The organism is Nonomuraea sp. NPDC001636, assembly GCF_040298265.1.
Taxonomy (GTDB): Bacteria; Actinomycetota; Actinomycetes; order Streptosporangiales; family Streptosporangiaceae; genus Nonomuraea.
Genome location: NZ_JBEOZT010000019.1, coordinates 98,291 through 114,713 on the forward strand (window position 1 = coordinate 98,291; position 16,423 = coordinate 114,713).

11 protein-coding genes are annotated in these 16,423 nt (G+C 71.6%); 6 read left to right on the top strand and 5 right to left on the bottom strand.

The features are described 5' to 3' along the window. Nucleotides 1-82: 82 nt before the first annotated feature. Nucleotides 83-1,426, bottom strand: coding sequence for an MFS transporter (locus ABT158_RS31090; RefSeq protein WP_352359427.1), 1,344 nt, complete (start codon nt 1,424-1,426; stop codon nt 83-85). A gap of 863 nt (nt 1,427-2,289) precedes the next feature. Here ABT158_RS31090 and ABT158_RS31095 point away from each other — a divergent pair. The 5 genes from ABT158_RS31095 (at nt 2,290) to ABT158_RS31115 (ending at nt 9,281) form a co-directional block, all read left to right on the top strand. Beyond that, nucleotides 2,290-3,621 (top strand): extracellular catalytic domain type 1 short-chain-length polyhydroxyalkanoate depolymerase, encoded by a 1,332-nt coding sequence (locus tag ABT158_RS31095; RefSeq protein ID WP_352359429.1) that lies wholly within the window; start codon nt 2,290-2,292, stop codon nt 3,619-3,621. After that, nucleotides 3,621-4,988: an extracellular catalytic domain type 1 short-chain-length polyhydroxyalkanoate depolymerase gene (locus ABT158_RS31100; RefSeq protein ID WP_352359431.1), complete on the top strand. Its 1,368-nt coding sequence runs from the start codon at nt 3,621-3,623 to the stop codon at nt 4,986-4,988. The genes ABT158_RS31095 and ABT158_RS31100 overlap by 1 nt, the downstream gene beginning before the upstream one ends. Nucleotides 4,989-5,147: 159 nt before the next feature. Beyond that, nucleotides 5,148-6,269: a lectin gene (locus tag ABT158_RS31105; protein WP_352359433.1), complete on the top strand. Its 1,122-nt coding sequence runs from the start codon at nt 5,148-5,150 to the stop codon at nt 6,267-6,269. A 25-nt stretch (nt 6,270-6,294) separates the two neighbouring features. Continuing rightward, the gene (locus tag ABT158_RS31110) at nt 6,295-7,872 is read left to right on the top strand and encodes a lectin (RefSeq protein ID WP_352359435.1); all 1,578 of its coding nucleotides are present in this window, start codon (nt 6,295-6,297) and stop codon (nt 7,870-7,872) included. 26 nt (nt 7,873-7,898) lie between these two features. Further along, nucleotides 7,899-9,281 carry a glycoside hydrolase family 43 protein gene (locus ABT158_RS31115; RefSeq protein ID WP_352359634.1) on the top strand — a complete coding sequence of 461 codons (1,383 nt, stop codon included), beginning with the start codon at nt 7,899-7,901 and terminating at the stop codon, nt 9,279-9,281. Here ABT158_RS31115 and ABT158_RS31120 read toward each other — a convergent pair. From ABT158_RS31120 to ABT158_RS31135, 4 genes are read right to left on the bottom strand one after another with little or no spacing between them, the layout of a single operon-like run. Continuing rightward, nucleotides 9,253-10,350 (bottom strand): LLM class flavin-dependent oxidoreductase, encoded by a 1,098-nt coding sequence (locus ABT158_RS31120; RefSeq protein WP_352359437.1) that lies wholly within the window; start codon nt 10,348-10,350, stop codon nt 9,253-9,255. The two genes, ABT158_RS31115 and ABT158_RS31120, sit on opposite strands and share 29 nt — an antisense overlap. Then, nucleotides 10,350-11,165 carry an ABC transporter ATP-binding protein gene (locus ABT158_RS31125; protein WP_352359439.1) on the bottom strand — a complete coding sequence of 272 codons (816 nt, stop codon included), beginning with the start codon at nt 11,163-11,165 and terminating at the stop codon, nt 10,350-10,352. The genes ABT158_RS31120 and ABT158_RS31125 overlap by 1 nt, the downstream gene beginning before the upstream one ends. Continuing rightward, nucleotides 11,149-12,189: a taurine ABC transporter substrate-binding protein gene (locus tag ABT158_RS31130; protein ID WP_352359441.1), complete on the bottom strand. Its 1,041-nt coding sequence runs from the start codon at nt 12,187-12,189 to the stop codon at nt 11,149-11,151. Before ABT158_RS31130 ends, ABT158_RS31125 begins: the two co-directional genes overlap by 17 nt. A gap of 21 nt (nt 12,190-12,210) precedes the next feature. Next, a complete protein-coding gene (locus ABT158_RS31135) occupies nt 12,211-12,990 on the bottom strand; it encodes an ABC transporter permease (protein ID WP_352359443.1) in 780 nt (259 codons plus the stop codon). A 225-nt stretch (nt 12,991-13,215) separates the two neighbouring features. Between ABT158_RS31135 and ABT158_RS31140 the strand changes: the two genes are divergently transcribed. Then, the gene (locus ABT158_RS31140; RefSeq protein ID WP_352359445.1) at nt 13,216-16,419 is read left to right on the top strand and encodes an AfsR/SARP family transcriptional regulator; all 3,204 of its coding nucleotides are present in this window, start codon (nt 13,216-13,218) and stop codon (nt 16,417-16,419) included. The last annotated feature ends 4 nt before the right edge of the window (nt 16,420-16,423 follow it).

Consider the following 16,423-nt stretch of genomic DNA (forward strand, 5'->3'; position numbering starts at 1 on the left):
TTCCGCTGATGCTTGGCGGGTCGTGCCGGGTGGGGCGTGCCGCCACGCACTGCGCGAGGGCAGTGCGTGGCGGCATGGTTTCTTATTCGGCCTTCGGCTGCAGCTCTGTCGTGGCCGAGGAACGGCTGATGACCACGGCACCGACGACCAGCCCGGCGATGGCGAGCACCGCGGCGATCAGGAACGGGTCGCCGGCGTGCACGGCGGGGGCGAACCCCATGCCCACGTAGACCGCCACGCCGCCGGCCCCTCCAAGCTGGTCGGCTGCTCGCTGGATGCCGGAGGCGATCCCGGCGTCCTCGTCAGTGGTTCCGCTGACCGCGATGTACTGCAGCCCCACCAGGCCGAAGCCCATCCCGGCGGCGATCAGCAGCATCGCCGGAAGCAGCCACGCCGCTCCGGCCCCCAGAGCTGCCACGAGCGCGATCACCGTCATCGCGCCCGCAGCGGAGCCGAGGCCTGCCAGCACGCACGCGCGTGCTCCCCAGCTTCCCAGCAGCCGGGGCACAAGAACCGAGGCCGCGATCAGCGCGCCGGCCAACGGCAGCATCGTGAGCCCGGCGCCCAGCGGGCCGATCCCGAGACGGTCCTGCAGGTAGAACGTGAACAGCAGGAACGAGGTCGACAGCGCCCCGCTGAGCAGCATCGTCGTCAGGTTCGCCCTCAGGCGGGGGCGGTTGGCGAAGAAGGCCGGCGGTACCAGCGGGTTCAGGGACCGCGACTCGACCCGCATGAACCCGGCGGCGGCCAGCACCGCGCCGGCCAGCGACGCCAGGCTCACCCAGGGGCTGGTGCCGGGTTCACCTGCCTCGACCGCGGCGTAGGTGAACAGCAGCGGGCATGCGGTCAGCAAGATCGCGCCCGGCAGGTCCAGCCGGGCCCGTCCACGGGGAGCGGGACGGTCGGCCTGGACAAGCATGAGCGCGGCCACGATCACGACCAGGATGAACGGCACCGAGATCAGGAAGATCCATCGCCAGCCCAGATGGGCGGTGATGATGCCCGACAGGGCGAACCCGAGCACCAGCCCGCAGCTGGCGACCGCGGCCCACACGCTCAGAGCCCGCGACCGGCGCGGGCCTTCCGGGAACATGAGCACGATGGCGGCCATCGCGGCCGGCAGCGCGATCGCCTCGCCGGCCCCCTGAAGGAGGCGCGCGACCACCAGGACCGCGAACGAGGGGGCCAGCCCCGCCAGCAGAGACGCCGCACCGAACAAGGTGGTTCCGACCAGCAGCGTGCGGCGGCGGCCCAGCAGGTCGCCGAGGCGGCCGCCGAGCATCAGCAGCCCGCCACCGGTGATGGTGTAGCCGACCACCACCCAGGTCAACGAGTGGCCATCGACGCCGAGATTCGCGCCGATCGAGGGCAGCGCGATGTTGACCACGGTCACGTCGACCGCGATGAGGAACTGCAGCATTGACATCGCGCACAGCGCGAGCCACGCGCGCGTGGAAGACGTCCTTCGCCCGCGGGAAGAAGAAATGCCTGAAAGCATCGAGTGCTCCGTCGCTCTGAAGAGTTTCCGGGCAGCACGAAGAGCCGCTCCGGACTGATCACGAGGCGGCTGGACGTTCCAGGTTGGTGGTGCTGTGCGTCGAACGTCCCGCCGCTAGCGGGACGTTCTGGTCACTGCCGCGCAAGCGGCCGAGCACGATGCGGCTGACATGCGTTCAGCCTAGCAGCGGACATCTGTCACCCAGAGGCACCTCCGGAGCGCCTGTCCGCGCGACCTCCAAGTCGTTAGGAGTGCGGGCACGACGAAGGGTGTCGAGGGATCGATGCGTGACGAACGACGATCGTGCGTGACGTGTTGGTCGCGCGGGCGACCTGGTTCGGCGACTTCCAGCGCCTGGGGCGGCGGTCGGTGGGGACATGGCGTTGACACGCATGCTGGAGCCTCCGTCCCGCCGATCCGATGGGGGGACCACCTCGGGCACTCAGTGTGAGAATAGTGTCCGAAAATTGTCAAGGATTTAGTGAAAGTTCCGGCGTCGCCGGGCTGTTCGTCTCGATTGTGCAGCTACTACGTGCATCTTGTGATCCGGAAATTTTCGTCAGCCTCCTGTCCGGGGAGGCGGATGAAAGTTTCATGGTGACGTCCTCGGTGGCCCGGCTCGATAAGTCAAGGTGAGCGCGCTCGGCGGCGGCCTCCTCCGGCCGTCGCGCGCCGTGGTGCTCTTGACAGCGCCTTTCCGGCTCCTATTTGCTCCCTCCGTCCCTTCCAACAGCCCGGAAGAGCTCGACGGGTTAGCGCTTTGTTAGCGCTAACATACGAGAGGCGGATGCATGAAACCAGGCGAATCGCGCAGGAGAAGACGCGCGGGCATCGGAGCCGCGCTGGCGGCTGTGATCACGGCGGCGGCCACCACTTTGGCCATGTTCCTCACCGCTGCTCCGGGAGCGTCGGCGGCGGCCCTGACCGAGGTGACGAACTTCGGCACCAATCCCGGCGGGCTGCGGATGTACCTCTACGTCCCCGACAGGGTGGCGGCCAGGCCGGGCGTCCTGGTGGCGATGCACGGCTGCAACGGCTGGGCCCCCGGCTTCCACCAGGGCACCGAGTTCGCCTCGCTGGCCGACCGGTACGGCTTCATCGTCATCTACCCGCAGGCGAACAAGAGCGCCAACGGCCTGTCGAACTGCTTCGACGTCTGGTCGAACGAGGCCCTGCGGCACGGCGGCGGCAGCGACCCGGTGTCGATCGTCTCCATGACGAACTACGTGCTGCAACGCTACAACGGCGACCCGGACCGGGTGTTCGCGACCGGTTTCTCCTCCGGCGCGATGGAGACCAACAACCTGCTCGCCACCTACCCCGACGTGTTCAAGGCGGGAGCGCCGTTCTCGGGCGTCCCCTACGGCTGCCTCGGGCCCGCCGGATGCGGGGACAAGACGCCGCGGCAGTGGGGCGACCTGGTCAGGAACGCCTACCCCGGCTACACCGGGCCCCGGCCGCGCGTGATGGCCTGGCACGGCACCGCCGACTCCGTGCTGTCGTACACGATGTTGCAGGAGGAGGTCGACCAGTGGACCGACGTCCACGGCCTGAGCCAGACCCCCGCCTCCACCGACAGCCCGCAGTCCGGCTGGACGCGGCGGGTGTTCGGTTCCGGGCAGGTCGAGGCGTACACCGTCACCGGCGCCGGACATGACCTGCCCCACCCGGGGATGGCGGCGTACGCCATCCGCTTCTTCGGCCTGGACGGCGGCTCGTCCACCACGACGCCGACCCCGCCGGCCGCCGGGCAGATCAGGGGAGTGGCCTCCGGCCGCTGCGTGGACGTGCCCAACGCCGGCACCGCCGACGGCACCGCCGTCCAGCTGTGGGACTGCAACGGCCGCACCAACCAGCAGTGGACGCGGACCTCGGCCGGAGAGCTCAGGGTCTACGGCAACAAATGCCTGGACGCCGGAGGCACCGGAAACGGCGCCAGGATCCAGATCTACTCCTGCTGGGGCGGCGACAACCAGAAGTGGCGCGTCAACGGCGACGGCACCATCGCCGGCGTCCAGTCCGGGCTGTGCCTCGACGCCGTCGGCGCAGGCACCGGCAACGGCACCGGGCTCCAGCTCTACACCTGTCACGGCGGCGCCAACCAGAAGTGGACTCTGACGTGATGCCCCCGGCCCGCCGCGTCGACCGCGGCCCCGCGACGACCCGGGCATCGCGTGCCGCACTCGCGGCGGCCGCCGTCCTCCTGATGGCCGCCGCGGTGCTGCTGGGCGTCAGGCCCGCCGCCGCTGCGTCGCTGACCCGGGTGACCGGCTTCGGCAACAACCCGACGAACTTGAACATGTACATCTATGTCCCGGACCGGGTGGCGCCCCGGCCGGCGCTGCTCGTCATGGTGCACTACTGCACGGGCTCGGCCGCCGGGGTGTTCAACGGCGTCGGGCACGACTACGTCACCGCCGCCGACCAGTACGGGTACATCATCGTGGTCCCGGAGGCCACCCGCAGCGGCCAGTGCTTCGACGTGTCCACTCCGGCCGCGCTGAGACGTGACGGCGGCGGGGACTCCACCGGGATCATGTCGATGGTCAGCTATGCCCGGCAGCGCCACGACGTGGACCCCGCCAAGATCGTGGTCAGCGGCTTCTCCTCGGGCGCGATGATGACCAACGTACTCGCCGCGCAGTACCCCGACGTGTTCTCGGCCGCCGCGGCGTTCTCGGGCGTCCCGGCCGGCTGCTTCGCCACCGCCGACGGGTCCTTGTGGAACAGCGAGTGCTCCGGCGGCCGGATCGTCAAGACCGCCCAGCAGTGGGGCGACCAGGCCCGCGCCATGTTCCCCGGCTACACCGGCGCCTACCCGCGCATGCAGCTCTGGCACGGCACCGCCGACACCACACTGGCCTACGCCAACTTCGGCGAAGAAATCAAGCAGTGGTCCGGCCTGAACGGGGTGAGCCAGACCCCTGCGTACACCGACAGCCCGCGTTCGGGCGTCACCCGCACCCGGTACGGCGGCACCGGAGCCCAACCGCGGGTCGAGGGGCTCAGCTTCGCGGGGCAGGGCCACTCCCTGCCGTTGACGGGCATGTTCCCCCACGCCCTCTCCTTCCTCGGGCTCGACGGCACCTCGCCCGGCCCGGGGCCCGGCGGCCAGGTCAAGAACGCGGGGTCGGGCAGGTGTCTCGACGTCGCGGGCGCCTCCCAGGCCAACGGCGCCCAGGCGCAGATCTGGGACTGCCACGGGCAGCCCAACCAGCAGTGGACGTCCACCGCCTCCGGTGAGCTGCGCGTGTACGGCGGCAAGTGCCTGGACGTGGCCAACCGCGCCACCGCCGACGGCAGCGGCGTGATCATCTGGGACTGCAGCGGCCAGAGCAACCAGCAGTGGCGCTTCAACGCCGACGGCTCCGTCACCGCCGTCGGGGCGAACAAGTGCCTGGACGTGCCGAGCAACAGCACCGCCAACGGCACCAGGCTCCAGATCTGGAGCTGCAACGGCGGCTCCAACCAACGCTGGACCCGCACCTGAGGCCGGTGCGAGGTCAGCGACAGCGAACGTGATCACAGGAGGTCCTGATGTCCCAACCAACAGCGGGGTCGATGCGCATGCCTCAAGGGCGCGCGACGTGTCAGCGCGGGCGTCGTCGGCCGGCTCGCCCGGCTCGCGGCCGGTCGTGAAGGGGTGAGCATGCGTACCTGGAGACGATGGCGGGCCGCCGTGCTGACGGTGGCGGCGTTGCTGGCGGCCGGGACGGCGATGGGGACGGGGGTCGCCGGAGCCGAGTCCAACGGCGGGGTACGGGTCATGCCCCTCGGCGACTCGATCACCGAGGGCACGCAGGTGCCGGGCGGTTACCGGATCGGCCTGTGGCAGCGCCTGGCCGTGGGCCGCTACACGGTCGATTTCGTCGGTTCACAGTTCAACGGGCCCGGCAGCCTGGGCGATCATGATCACGAGGGCCACCCAGGCTGGCGGATCGACCAGATCGACGCGAACCTCACCGGCTGGCTGCGTACGTACACGCCGCGCACGCTGCTGCTGCACCTGGGCACCAACGACATCCTGCAGAACTACAACGTGGCCGGCGCGCCGCAACGGCTGTCCACGCTGATCGACCACATCACCGCGGCCGTGCCGGACGCGGACGTCTTCGTCGCGACCGTCATCCCGCTGTCCAACGCCGGACAGGAGTCGGCCGCCCGCACCTTCAACGCGGCGATCCCCGGCATCGTCCAGAGCAAGGTGAACAGCGGCAAGCACGTCCACCTGGTCGACATGCACAGCAGGTTGACCACCTCGGACCTGATCGACGGCGTCCACCCGACCGCCGGCGGCTACGACAAGATGGCCGCCGCCTGGTACGCGGCGCTGCAATCGGTCCCCGGCAGCATCGGCCAGCCGCAGGGCGAACCCTCCGGCGGGACGGAGATCAAGGGCGTGGGCTCGGGCCGGTGCCTGGACGTCACCGGCGCGTCCCAGGCGAACGGCGCGCAGGCGCAGATCTGGGACTGCAACGGCCAGAGCAACCAGCGCTGGACGCCGACCGGCGCCGGTGAGCTGCGCGTGTACGGCGGCAAGTGCCTGGACGTGGCCAACCGCAGCACCGCCGACGGCGCCGGCGTGATCATCTGGGACTGCAGCGGCCAGAGCAACCAGCAGTGGCGCTTCAACGCCGACGGCTCCATCACCGCCGTCGGGGCGAACAAGTGCCTGGACGTGCCGAGCAACAGCACCGCCAACGGCGTCAAGCTCCAGATCTGGTCCTGCAGCGGCGCCGCCAACCAGCGCTGGACCCGCGCCGGCTCATGACGACACCCAGGAGGTGGAGAAGCGAATGCGCAGAATTCTCGGCCTGACGACGGCCGCGTTACTGGCGGCCGGCTCCCTCGTCGCGGTCGGCGGTGCCACGTCCCCGGCCGTCGCGCTGGACAACGGCCTCGCCCGTACCCCGCAGATGGGCTGGAACGACTGGAACAGCTTCGGCTGCAACGTCAACGACGGACTCATCCGTCAGACGGCCGACGCCATGGTCTCCAGCGGCATGGCGGCGGCGGGCTACACCTACGTCAACATCGACGACTGCTGGTCCACCAAGAGCCGGAACGCGAGCGGCGACCTGGTGCCGGATCCGCAGAAGTTCCCCAACGGCATCAAGGCCCTGGCCGACTACGTGCACTCCAAAGGGCTCAAGCTCGGCATCTACTCCTCGGCGGGCACCACGACGTGCGCGGGCTACCCGGCCAGCCTGGGCTACGAGCGGCGGGACGCGGCGCTGTGGGCGTCGTGGGGGATCGACTATCTGAAATACGACAACTGCGGCGACCACCGCGGCATGAACGGGCAGCAGCGGTACACGGCCATGCGGGACGCGCTGGCCGCCACCGGCCGCCCGATCGTGTACAGCCTGTGCAACTGGGGTCAGGAGAACGTGTGGACCTGGGGGGCGCCGGTGGGCAACTCCTGGCGGGACACCGGCGACATCGCGGCCAACTGGAGCTCTATCATGGGCATCCTGGACCAGCAGGTCGGGCTGGAGTCGTACTCGGGCCCGGGGGGCTGGAACGACCCGGACATGCTGGAGGTCGGCGTCGGTTCGGTGACGGGCACCGAGGGGCGCGCGCACTTCAGCCTGTGGTCGCTGCTGAACGCGCCCCTCATCGCCGGCAACGACCTCCGGACGATGAGCGCCGACACGCGCACCATCCTCACCAACACCGAGGTCATCGCGGTCAACCAGGACTGGGGCGGCCGGCAGGGCCACAAGATCAGCGACAACGGCGACCTGGAGGTCTGGCGCAAGCCGATGAAGAACGGCTCGGTCGCGGTCGTCCTGCTCAACCGAGGCACCTCGACCGCGACCGTCTCCACCACCGCCGCGGCTCTGGGGCTGGGCTCGGCGTCCTCCTACTCCGTGCGTGACCTGTGGGCGCACGCGACGTCCTCCTCGACGGGGACGATCAGCGCGCCGGTCCCCGGGCACGGGGCGGCCATGTACGTCGTGACGGGAGGCGGCATCGTCCCGCCCGCCACGGTCGCGATCAAGGGAGTGGGCTCGGGAAGGTGCCTCGACGTCGCCGGCGCCTCGCAGGCCAACGGCTCACAGGCGCAGATCTGGGACTGCCACGGCCAGGCCAACCAGCAGTGGACGCCCACCGCGAGCGGCGAACTGCGCGTCTACGGCGGCAAGTGCCTGGACGTGTACGACGGCGGAACCGCCGACGGCACCAACGTCATCATCTGGGACTGCAACGGCCAGAGCAATCAGCAGTGGCGCTTCAACGCCGACGGCACCCTCACCGCCGTCGGTGCGAACAAGTGCCTGGACGTGCCGAACAACGCCACCGCCAACGGCACCAAGCTGACCATCTGGTCGTGCAACGGCGGCGCCAACCAGCGCTGGACCCGTAGCTGATCCGTCATCCGGGAGCGATCGTGAGAATGGCATTACGGTTGCCGGCCACCACAAGAGCCGGACGCGGAATCGTAGGGCTGCTGGTCCTGCTCGGGCTTGTGGCGCTCCTGCCCGCCCACCCGGCCAGGGCGGACAATCCGATCATCCAGACCGTCTACACCGCCGACCCGGCGCCGCTGGTGCACAACGGACGGGTGTACCTCTACACCGGCCATGACGAGGACGGCTCGACCTGGTTCACCATGAAGGACTGGCGGGTCTGGTCCTCCGCCGACATGGTGAACTGGACCGACCACGGATCCCCGCTGAGCCTGACCACGTTCAGCTGGGCGAAGTCCGACGCCTGGGCGGGACAGACCATCTACCGGAACGGCCTGTTCTACTGGTACGTGCCCACCACCAACCGGGCGACCGGCCGGATGGCCATCGGGGTGGCCGTCTCCGACAGTCCGACCGGGCCGTTCAGGGACGCGCTCGGCCGGCCGCTGATCGAGAACGGCGAGATCGACCCGACGGTCTTCATCGACGACGACGGGCAGGCCTACCTCTACTGGGGCAATCCGCATCTCTGGTACGTGAAGCTGAACGCCGACATGACCTCGTACTCGGGAAGCGCGACGCAGATCCCGCTCACCACGGCGGGATTCGGCACCAGGACGGGTGACGCCAACCGCCCGACGCTGTTCGAGGAGGGGCCCTGGGTCTACAAGCGGAACGGCCTGTACTACCTCGTGTTCGCGGCCAAGTGCTGCTCGGAGTTCATCGCCTACTCCACGGCCCCCGGCCCCACCGGGCCCTGGACCTACCGAGGGACGATCATGCCCACGCAGGGCGGCAGCTTCACCAACCACGCGGGCATCGTCGACTACCAGGGCGGCTCGTACTTCTTCTACCACAACGGCGCACTGCCGGGCGGCGGCGGCTTCACCCGTTCGGTGGCCGTGGAGAAGTTCGCCTACGGCTCCGGCGGCACGATCCCGACGATCAACATGACCGCGTCCGGGCCGCCCCAGGTGGGCACCCTCAACCCGTACGTCCGCCAGGAGGCCGAGACGATCGCCTGGGAGTCGGGGGTCGAGACCGAGCCCTCCAGCGAAGGCGGGATGAACGTCGGCTGGATCGAGAACGGCGACTACATCAAGGTCAAGGGCGTCGCGTTCGGCGCCGGCGCCAGGACCTTCACCGCGCGGGTCGCCTCGGCGGCCGCCGGCGGCAGGCTCGAACTCCGCCTGGACGGCGTCAACGGCCCGTCGGCCGGGACGTGCACCGTGCCGGGCACGGGCGGCTGGCAGACCTGGACCACCGTGTCCTGTCCGGTCAGCGGCGCGACCGGCACCCGCGACCTGTACCTGAAGTTCACCGGCGGAAGCGGCTACCTGTTCAACCTGAACTGGTGGCAGTTCGGCTGACGTCGCACCTCACGCGCGGCAGGACGTGCTCGCCGACCCGGTACGCCTCCTCCAGATGCGGCCACCCGGACAGCACGAACTCCTCCACCCCTGCCGCCGCGTACTCCTGGAACAGCGCCGCGACCTCGTCGTACGAGCCGACCAGGGCGGTGCCGGCGCCCTCGCGCACCAGCCCGACCCCGGCCCACAGCCCCGGGTGGATCTCCAGCTCACGGGTGCCGCCGGCGTGCAGGTCCACCATGCGGCGCTGGCCGACGGAGTCGTAGCGGGCGAAGCGGCGCTGGGCCTCGGCGACGCGGGCCGGGTCCATGCCCGCGAGCAGCCGGTCGGCCTCGGCCCAGGCGGCCTCGTTCGTGTCGCGGGCGATGACGTGCACGCGCAGGCCGTACCCGAGGGTGCGGCCGTGCGCGGCGCTGAGCGTGCGCAACCTGCCCACCCGCTCGGCGACCGCCTGCGGCGGCTCGCCCCACATGAGCACGACGTCGGCGTGGCGGGCGGCGACCTGCTCGGCGGCCGGTGACGCGCCGCCGAAGTAGAGCGGCGGCCTCGGGTCGAGCGGCGCGGGCAGGCCGCCGCCCTCGACCCGGTAGTGCTCGCCGTGGTGGTCGAACGGCGCGCCGTCCCAGGCACGGCGGAGCAGGTGCAGGAACTCGCCGGTCCTGGCGTAGCGGGCGTCGTGGTCGAGGAAGTCTCCGTACGCGCGCTGCTCGACGGGGTCGCCCCCGGTCACGACGTTCAGCAGCAGCCGGCCGCCGGAGATCTCCTGGAAGGACTGGGCCTGCTGGGCGAGCAGGGTGGGCAGCGCGTACCCGGTGCGGAAGGCGACCAGCAGCCGCAGCCGTTCGGTGTGCTGGGCCAGGGCCGCGCACACGATCCACGGGTCGGGGCAGCCCGCGCCGACGGGGGTGAGCGCGGCCTCGAACCCCGCCTGCTCGGCCGCCCTGGCCACCTGCGTCAGGTACGCGACGGTGGCCGGGCGGGCGGAGGGGCGGTAGGCGTCGGTGGTGGTGATGGCCGAGCGTACGTCGTGACCGTCACCGGTCGTGGGCAGGAACCAGTGGAAACGCATCAGGAAACCTCGGGGTCGGAGGAGGCGGCCCGCCGGACGGCTGCGGCCACGGTCTCGCGTACGGACGGGAAGTCGGGATGGGGGCGCGGATCATCCGCGCGCGGCAGCTCCGAGGGCTGGTCGAGCACGATCGTGCCCGGCCCGCGGCTCATCACCAGCAGGCGGGTGCCCAGGTAGACGGCCTCGTCGACGCTGTGCGTGACGAACAGCACGGTCTTGCCCGTGGCCTGCCACAGCCGTCGCAGCTCCTCCTGGAGCCGCTCCCTGGTGAGCGCGTCGAGCGCGGCGAACGGCTCGTCCATCAGCAGGATCGCGGGGTCGGGCGCGAGCGCACGGGCGATGGCGGCGCGCTGCTGCATGCCGCCGGACAACTCGTACGGACGCCGCCCCGCCACCTCGGCCAGCCCCACGAGCGTGAGCAGCTCGTCGGCCCTGGCCGTCCGGGCCCGCTTCGGCACCCCTGTCATGCGCAGCCCGAACTCGACGTTGCGCCGTACGTTCAGCCAGGGGAACAGCCGCGGCTGCTGGAACACCACGCCCCGGTCGGGACCCGGCCCCGCCACGGGCTCGCCGCCCACCGTGACCGTCCCGGAGGTGGGCGCGGCGAACCCGGCGACGAGCCTGAGCAGCGTGCTCTTCCCGCAGCCCGAGGGCCCGACGATCGTCACGAACTCGCCCGCGCCGACGTCGGCCCCGATCCCGCGCAGCGCCTCCACGGGCTCCGCCTTCGACCAGCGGGAGCGCGGCCGGTAGGTGAGCGAGACGCCCTCCAGCCGCACCGCCGCCGCGGTGAGCGTGTCAGCCGGTGAAGGCATCGCGCAGGTCCTTGGTGTCCAGGCCCTTCTGGAAGACCTCCAGGGCGGGCACCTCGGGCAGCTTGTTCTGGGCCTTGAGGAATTCGGCGGCGCTGCGCAGGTTCTCGGCCAGCGCGCCCGGCTTGTCCGGGGTGCCCAGGTAGGTGGGGCCGGCCTGCTCCTTGGCGTCCAGCAGGATCAGTTCGTCGATCTGCCCGGCGGCCTCGTCGGGGCTCAGGTTGAGCTGGCGTCCGACGGCCGCCGCCGCGGCCCGCTTGTCGGCGCGTACGAGCTTGACCGCCCGGTCCTGCTGCGTGAGCCAGGTGCGCAGCGCCTGGGGGTAGGAGGCGGCGAACTGGGTGCGGACGACGGCGAGGTCGGCCGTCAGCTTGCCCTTGGCGGCCAGCTCCTTGCTGGTGACCAGCACCTTGCCGCTCTTGCGCAGCTCGCCGAGCACGGGCGTCCAGACGTAGGCGGCGTCGATGTCGCCGCGCGTCCAGGCGGCCTGGATGTCGGGCGGCTCCAGGTCGACGACGGTGACGTCGGACTCGCTCAGCCCGGCCTCCTGGAGCGCGGCCAGCAGGCTGTAGTGCGAGGTCGAGGAGAACGGCGTCGCGATCTTCCGGCCCTTCAGCTCGGCCACCGAGCCCGCCTGACGGGCCACGAGCGCCTCGTTCTCGCCGATGACGTCGAAGATCCACGGCACCTGGTACGGGATGTTCAGCGGCGCGGACAGGCCGCGGGTGACCGGGCTGCTGCCGGCCAGGCCGATGTCGATGCTGCCCGCGACCATCGCGGTGTTCACGTCGCCGCCCGAGTCGAACTTGATCCAGCTGATCTTCGTGTTCGGCAGCGCGTTCTCCAGCCAGCGCTGGTCCTTGACGATGAGGTCGCCGTTCGGGATGAGCTGGTAGCCGATCCGCAGTTCCTTGGGGCTGCCGTCGGCGGCGGCGCCGGTGGCGGCGCCGGTGGCGGCTCCGGTGCCGGTGGAGCAGGCCGCCAGGCACAGTGCGAGCGCCAGCGCGGGGATGAGGCGATGTTTCATGGCTGATGCCTTCGCAGGGGGTCAGGCCTTGCCGCGCCAGGGCACGAGCAGGCGCTCGGTGAATTGCAGGAGGGTGTCGATGAGCAGGCCGGACGCGCCGATGACGAGCAGCCCGAGCACGACGACGTCGGTCTGGTTGTAGCGCTGGGCGTCGCGGATCATCCCGCCGATGCCCGGCACGCCGTTGACGGTCTCGGCGGCCACGACCGTGGTGTAGGCCACCCCGACCGCGACCCGGACGCCGGTGATCACCTCGGGCAGCGCCGAGGGGAGCACGATCCGGTACGGAAGCTGCCACCGCCCGGCCCCCAGCGACCTGGCCGCGTACAGGTAGTCCTCGTGCACCCCGCGTACCGCGTCGGCGGTGGCCACGGCGACGGGCGGCAGCGCGGCCACGAACAACAACGAGACCTTGGGCGGCTCGTCGATGCCCAGCCAGATGATCAGCAGGCTGAAGTAGGCCAGCGGCGGCAACGTGCGGACGAACGTGATCAGCGGGTTGAGCAGGGCGCGCACGGTGGGGACCAGGCCGACGACCAGGCCGAGCGCGATGCCGCCCGCGATGCCGTACAGGCTGCCGAGCAGGATGCGGCGCAGGCTGGCCAGCAGGTGCTCCGACAGCAGGTAGCCGCCGTAACCGCGTTGGCCGTCGTGCACGGAGGAGGTCAGGAAGAACTGCTCCCACACCGACCCCGGGCTGGGGACGAACACCTCGGGCCACAGGTGGGAGGCCGCCACCGCCCACCAGATCGCGGCCAGCAGGACCACCCCCGCCACCCGCAGCCCGACCCCACGGATCACCGTCTCTGCCTCTATTCCACAATAAGCGACTGGTTTAGTGGGAATTAAGGTAGACGATCCCTCGGGCACACGCAAGAAGAAGGACGCGCCGACCGGTTCTGGCGCTGTGTGCGCCGCGATACCGGCCCCGCGGGCCGCGGTTTGCCGCGTTTGTCAAATGGGCGTCACCAGAGGTGTACTGCCTTCCGGAAAGCTGATCATCCGATTACGCACGAGGGAGGACCGGTGGACTTCGCGATCCTGGGCACCATTCGCCTCAATGGTCCCGGCGGCCGGATCCGTCTCAGCCGCAAGCAACGGGCCGTGATCGCGGTCCTGCTGCTCCACCCGAACGCGACCGTCTCCACCGAACGCCTGATCGGCTTCCTCTGGGACGACCCGCCCCGCTCGGCACTGTCCAACGTCCAGACCTACGTCCATCAGCTCCGCCGCTCCCTGGAGGGCAGCGGCCTGTGGCTGGGGACCGAGGGGTCGGGGTACGCCTGCGAGGTCCCGCCGGAGCGTCTGGACCTGCTGGTGTTCGAGGAGGGCGTACGCCGGGCGCGCCGGGAACGGGCGAACGGCGACCTGGTGGCGGCCGAGCGGGAGTACGCGGCCGCGGTCGCGTTGTGGCGCGGAACCCCGGCCGAGGACGTACCGCTCAGCGGGGCCGTGGCGCCGCGGATCACCGAGCTGGAGGAGCAGCTGGCGGTGGCCAGATCGGAGTGGATCGACGTACGGCTCGCGCTCGGCCACGACGGCCTGGCCGCCGAACTGCGCACCCTCGTCGCCGCCCACCCGCTGCGTGAGCGGTTGCGCGAGCAGCTCGTGGTCGCCCTGCACCGCAGCGGGCGGCGGGACGAGGACCTCGACGCCTTCCGCGAGGCGCGTGAGCTGCTGGTGGCCGAGCTGGGCATCGAGCCGGGCCCGGAGCTGCGCCGCCTGCACGCCGCGCTGCTCTCCGGCGACGCCGATCGCCGTTCGCCGCTGCTCCCCGGCGAGACCGATCATCACCCGCCACCGGCCGCAGAGTCCGGTCGTCATGCGCCGCCGCCTGCCGCGGACGCCGACCGGCACCGCATGCCGCCTGCCGCGGACGTCGAAGCGGACCTCGAAGCGGACGTCGAAGCGGGCGCGCGGCCGATGGCGTTCCGGGGGCTGTGCCAGTTACCCGGCGATACCGCGGACTTCGTCGGGCGTGCGGGAGAGATCGCCGAGCTGCTGGAGCTGCTGCGGGCGGGCGCGGATCGGCTCGGTCCGCCCATCGTGGTCGTGTCCGGTCTGCCCGGCGTGGGGAAGACCACGCTCGCCGTACGACTGGCGCACCTGTTGCGCGCCGACTATCCCGACGGGCAGCTCTTCGTCCGGCTCGGACGGGACGCACGCGGCCCCCGCGAGGCCGGCGAGCTGCTGGACGTGCTGCTGCGCTCGCTCGGCCTCGACGGCGCGCTCATCCCCGTCCCGGTGGAGGAACGCGCGGGACTGCTGCGTCAGCGGCTGGCCGACCGGGCGGTGCTCCTCGTGCTGGACGACGCCGTCGAGGAGGAGCAGCTCCGCCACCTGCTGCCGGGCACCGCGCGCGGCGCCGTCCTGGTGACCTCCCGCTCCCCGCTGCCCGCCCTGGAAGGCGCCGTACGGCTCACGCTCGATCTCCCCGACGAGAAGGACGCCAGGCTCCTGCTGGAACGCGTGGCGGGCCCGGACCGCATCGGTTCGGCGCCCGGCGCGGCCGAGCAGATCCTGCGTTCCTGCGGCCGGTTGCCGCTGGCCATCCGAGTCGCGGGAGCCCGCCTGGCCACCCGGCCGGTCTGGCCGGTCAGCGAGTTCGCCACCCGGCTGGCCGGACGGGGCCTGGACGAGCTGGTCGTCGGCGGGCTGGACGTGCGCGCGACGTTCGAGCCGAGCTACGCGGCGCTGCCGGACCCGGCCAGGCGCGCGTTCCGGCTGCTGGGCCTGGCCGGGCTGGACAGCGTGGCGGAGTGGTCGGTCGCGGCCCTCCTCAGAGGACCCGCCACGGAAACGCACGCGGCGCCCGCCGGACCGCCCGGCTCGGACGCCGATGCGGACAAGCTGGGGACGGCCGCGCCGGAGGCGGACGCGGACGAGCTCGCGCTGGAGGCCGATGCGGCGCTGGAGACGCTGGTCGCGCGGGGCATGCTCACCTCGACCGAGGTGGACGGGGCCGGACAGCCCCGCTACCGGCTGCACGACCTGCTGCGGGTGTACGCCCGGGAACGGGCGCAGGCGGAGGAGAGCCCCGAGGGGCGGCGTGCGGCGCTCACCGGGCACGTGCTGGAATGCCTGCGGCGTACCCGGGCCGCCACGCGCCGCCTGCCGATCCTGCTGGCCCCGCCGTACGAGCGCGAGCCGGAGGAGGGACCGGCGCCCGACGTACGGGTGAGCGAGATGTGGCTGGCGGCCGAGCGGCGTACGCTGATGCTCGCCCTCAGCACCGCCGCCGAGCTGGGCCTGAACGACGTGGCGGCCGAGCTGGGGCACCACCTCACCAGCTATTTGATCATGGATCGGTTCCTGGCCGACGCCGAGCGGGTCCAGCGGATCGTGATCGGGCTGGGCGATGGGCGCGCCGCGCTGCGGGCCCGGCTGCTGCTGGCCACGGTGGAGATCGAATGGGGCCGGTTCCCGTCGGCCGAGAGCATGTGCGGCACGCTTCTGGCGGAGTTCGGCCGCGCCGGCGACAGGCATGGAGCGGCGTACGCGCTGATCGTCAGGGCCGCCGCGCGGCACGGCATGGGCCACTTGGACGAGGCGCTGGCCGACGCGTACGCCTGCCTCGACCTGATGGCGGCGCACGGCGACGCCGCCGGGCTGGCGTACGCGTGGACCTGGCCCGTCTGGATCCACGTCGAACGCGGGGAGCACGGGCGGGCCGTGGAGATCGCCAGAGCGCGGCTGGAGGTGACCGACCAGGACGACTACGCCATCCGCGGCAACCTGCTGCGCGGCCTCGGCACCGCCCTCTACCACCGGGGCGAGACGGCGGAGGCCGTCGTCCGCTACCGGGAGGGCCTGCTGGCGGCGCGGGCGCTCGGCGATCGCGCCGAGACGAGCAAGGCGCTGCGGCGGCTGGGCGAGGCACTGGGTGCGCTGGGCCGCTTCGACGAGGCGGCCGAGACACTGGCGGCGAGCCTGCGGCTGTTCGTCGAAAGCGGCGACACCCTGGGCGAGGCGCTGGCCGGGCACACGCTCGGCGTCGTGCACCTGCGCCAGGGCGAGCCCCGCCGGGCGGTGGCGGACCTGCGGGCGGCGCTGGAACGGCTCGGCGGCGACGGGCCTCCGGTGTGGCGAGCCCGCGTTCTCCGGGAGCTGGGCCGGGCCTACGCCCAGCTGGGGCGGCACGAGGAGGCGGCGGCGGCGTGGCGCGGCTCCCTCACCCTGTTCGGCGACGCGGCGGAGGGACGGGAGGTGGCCGCGTTCCTGGCGCCCTGACCGA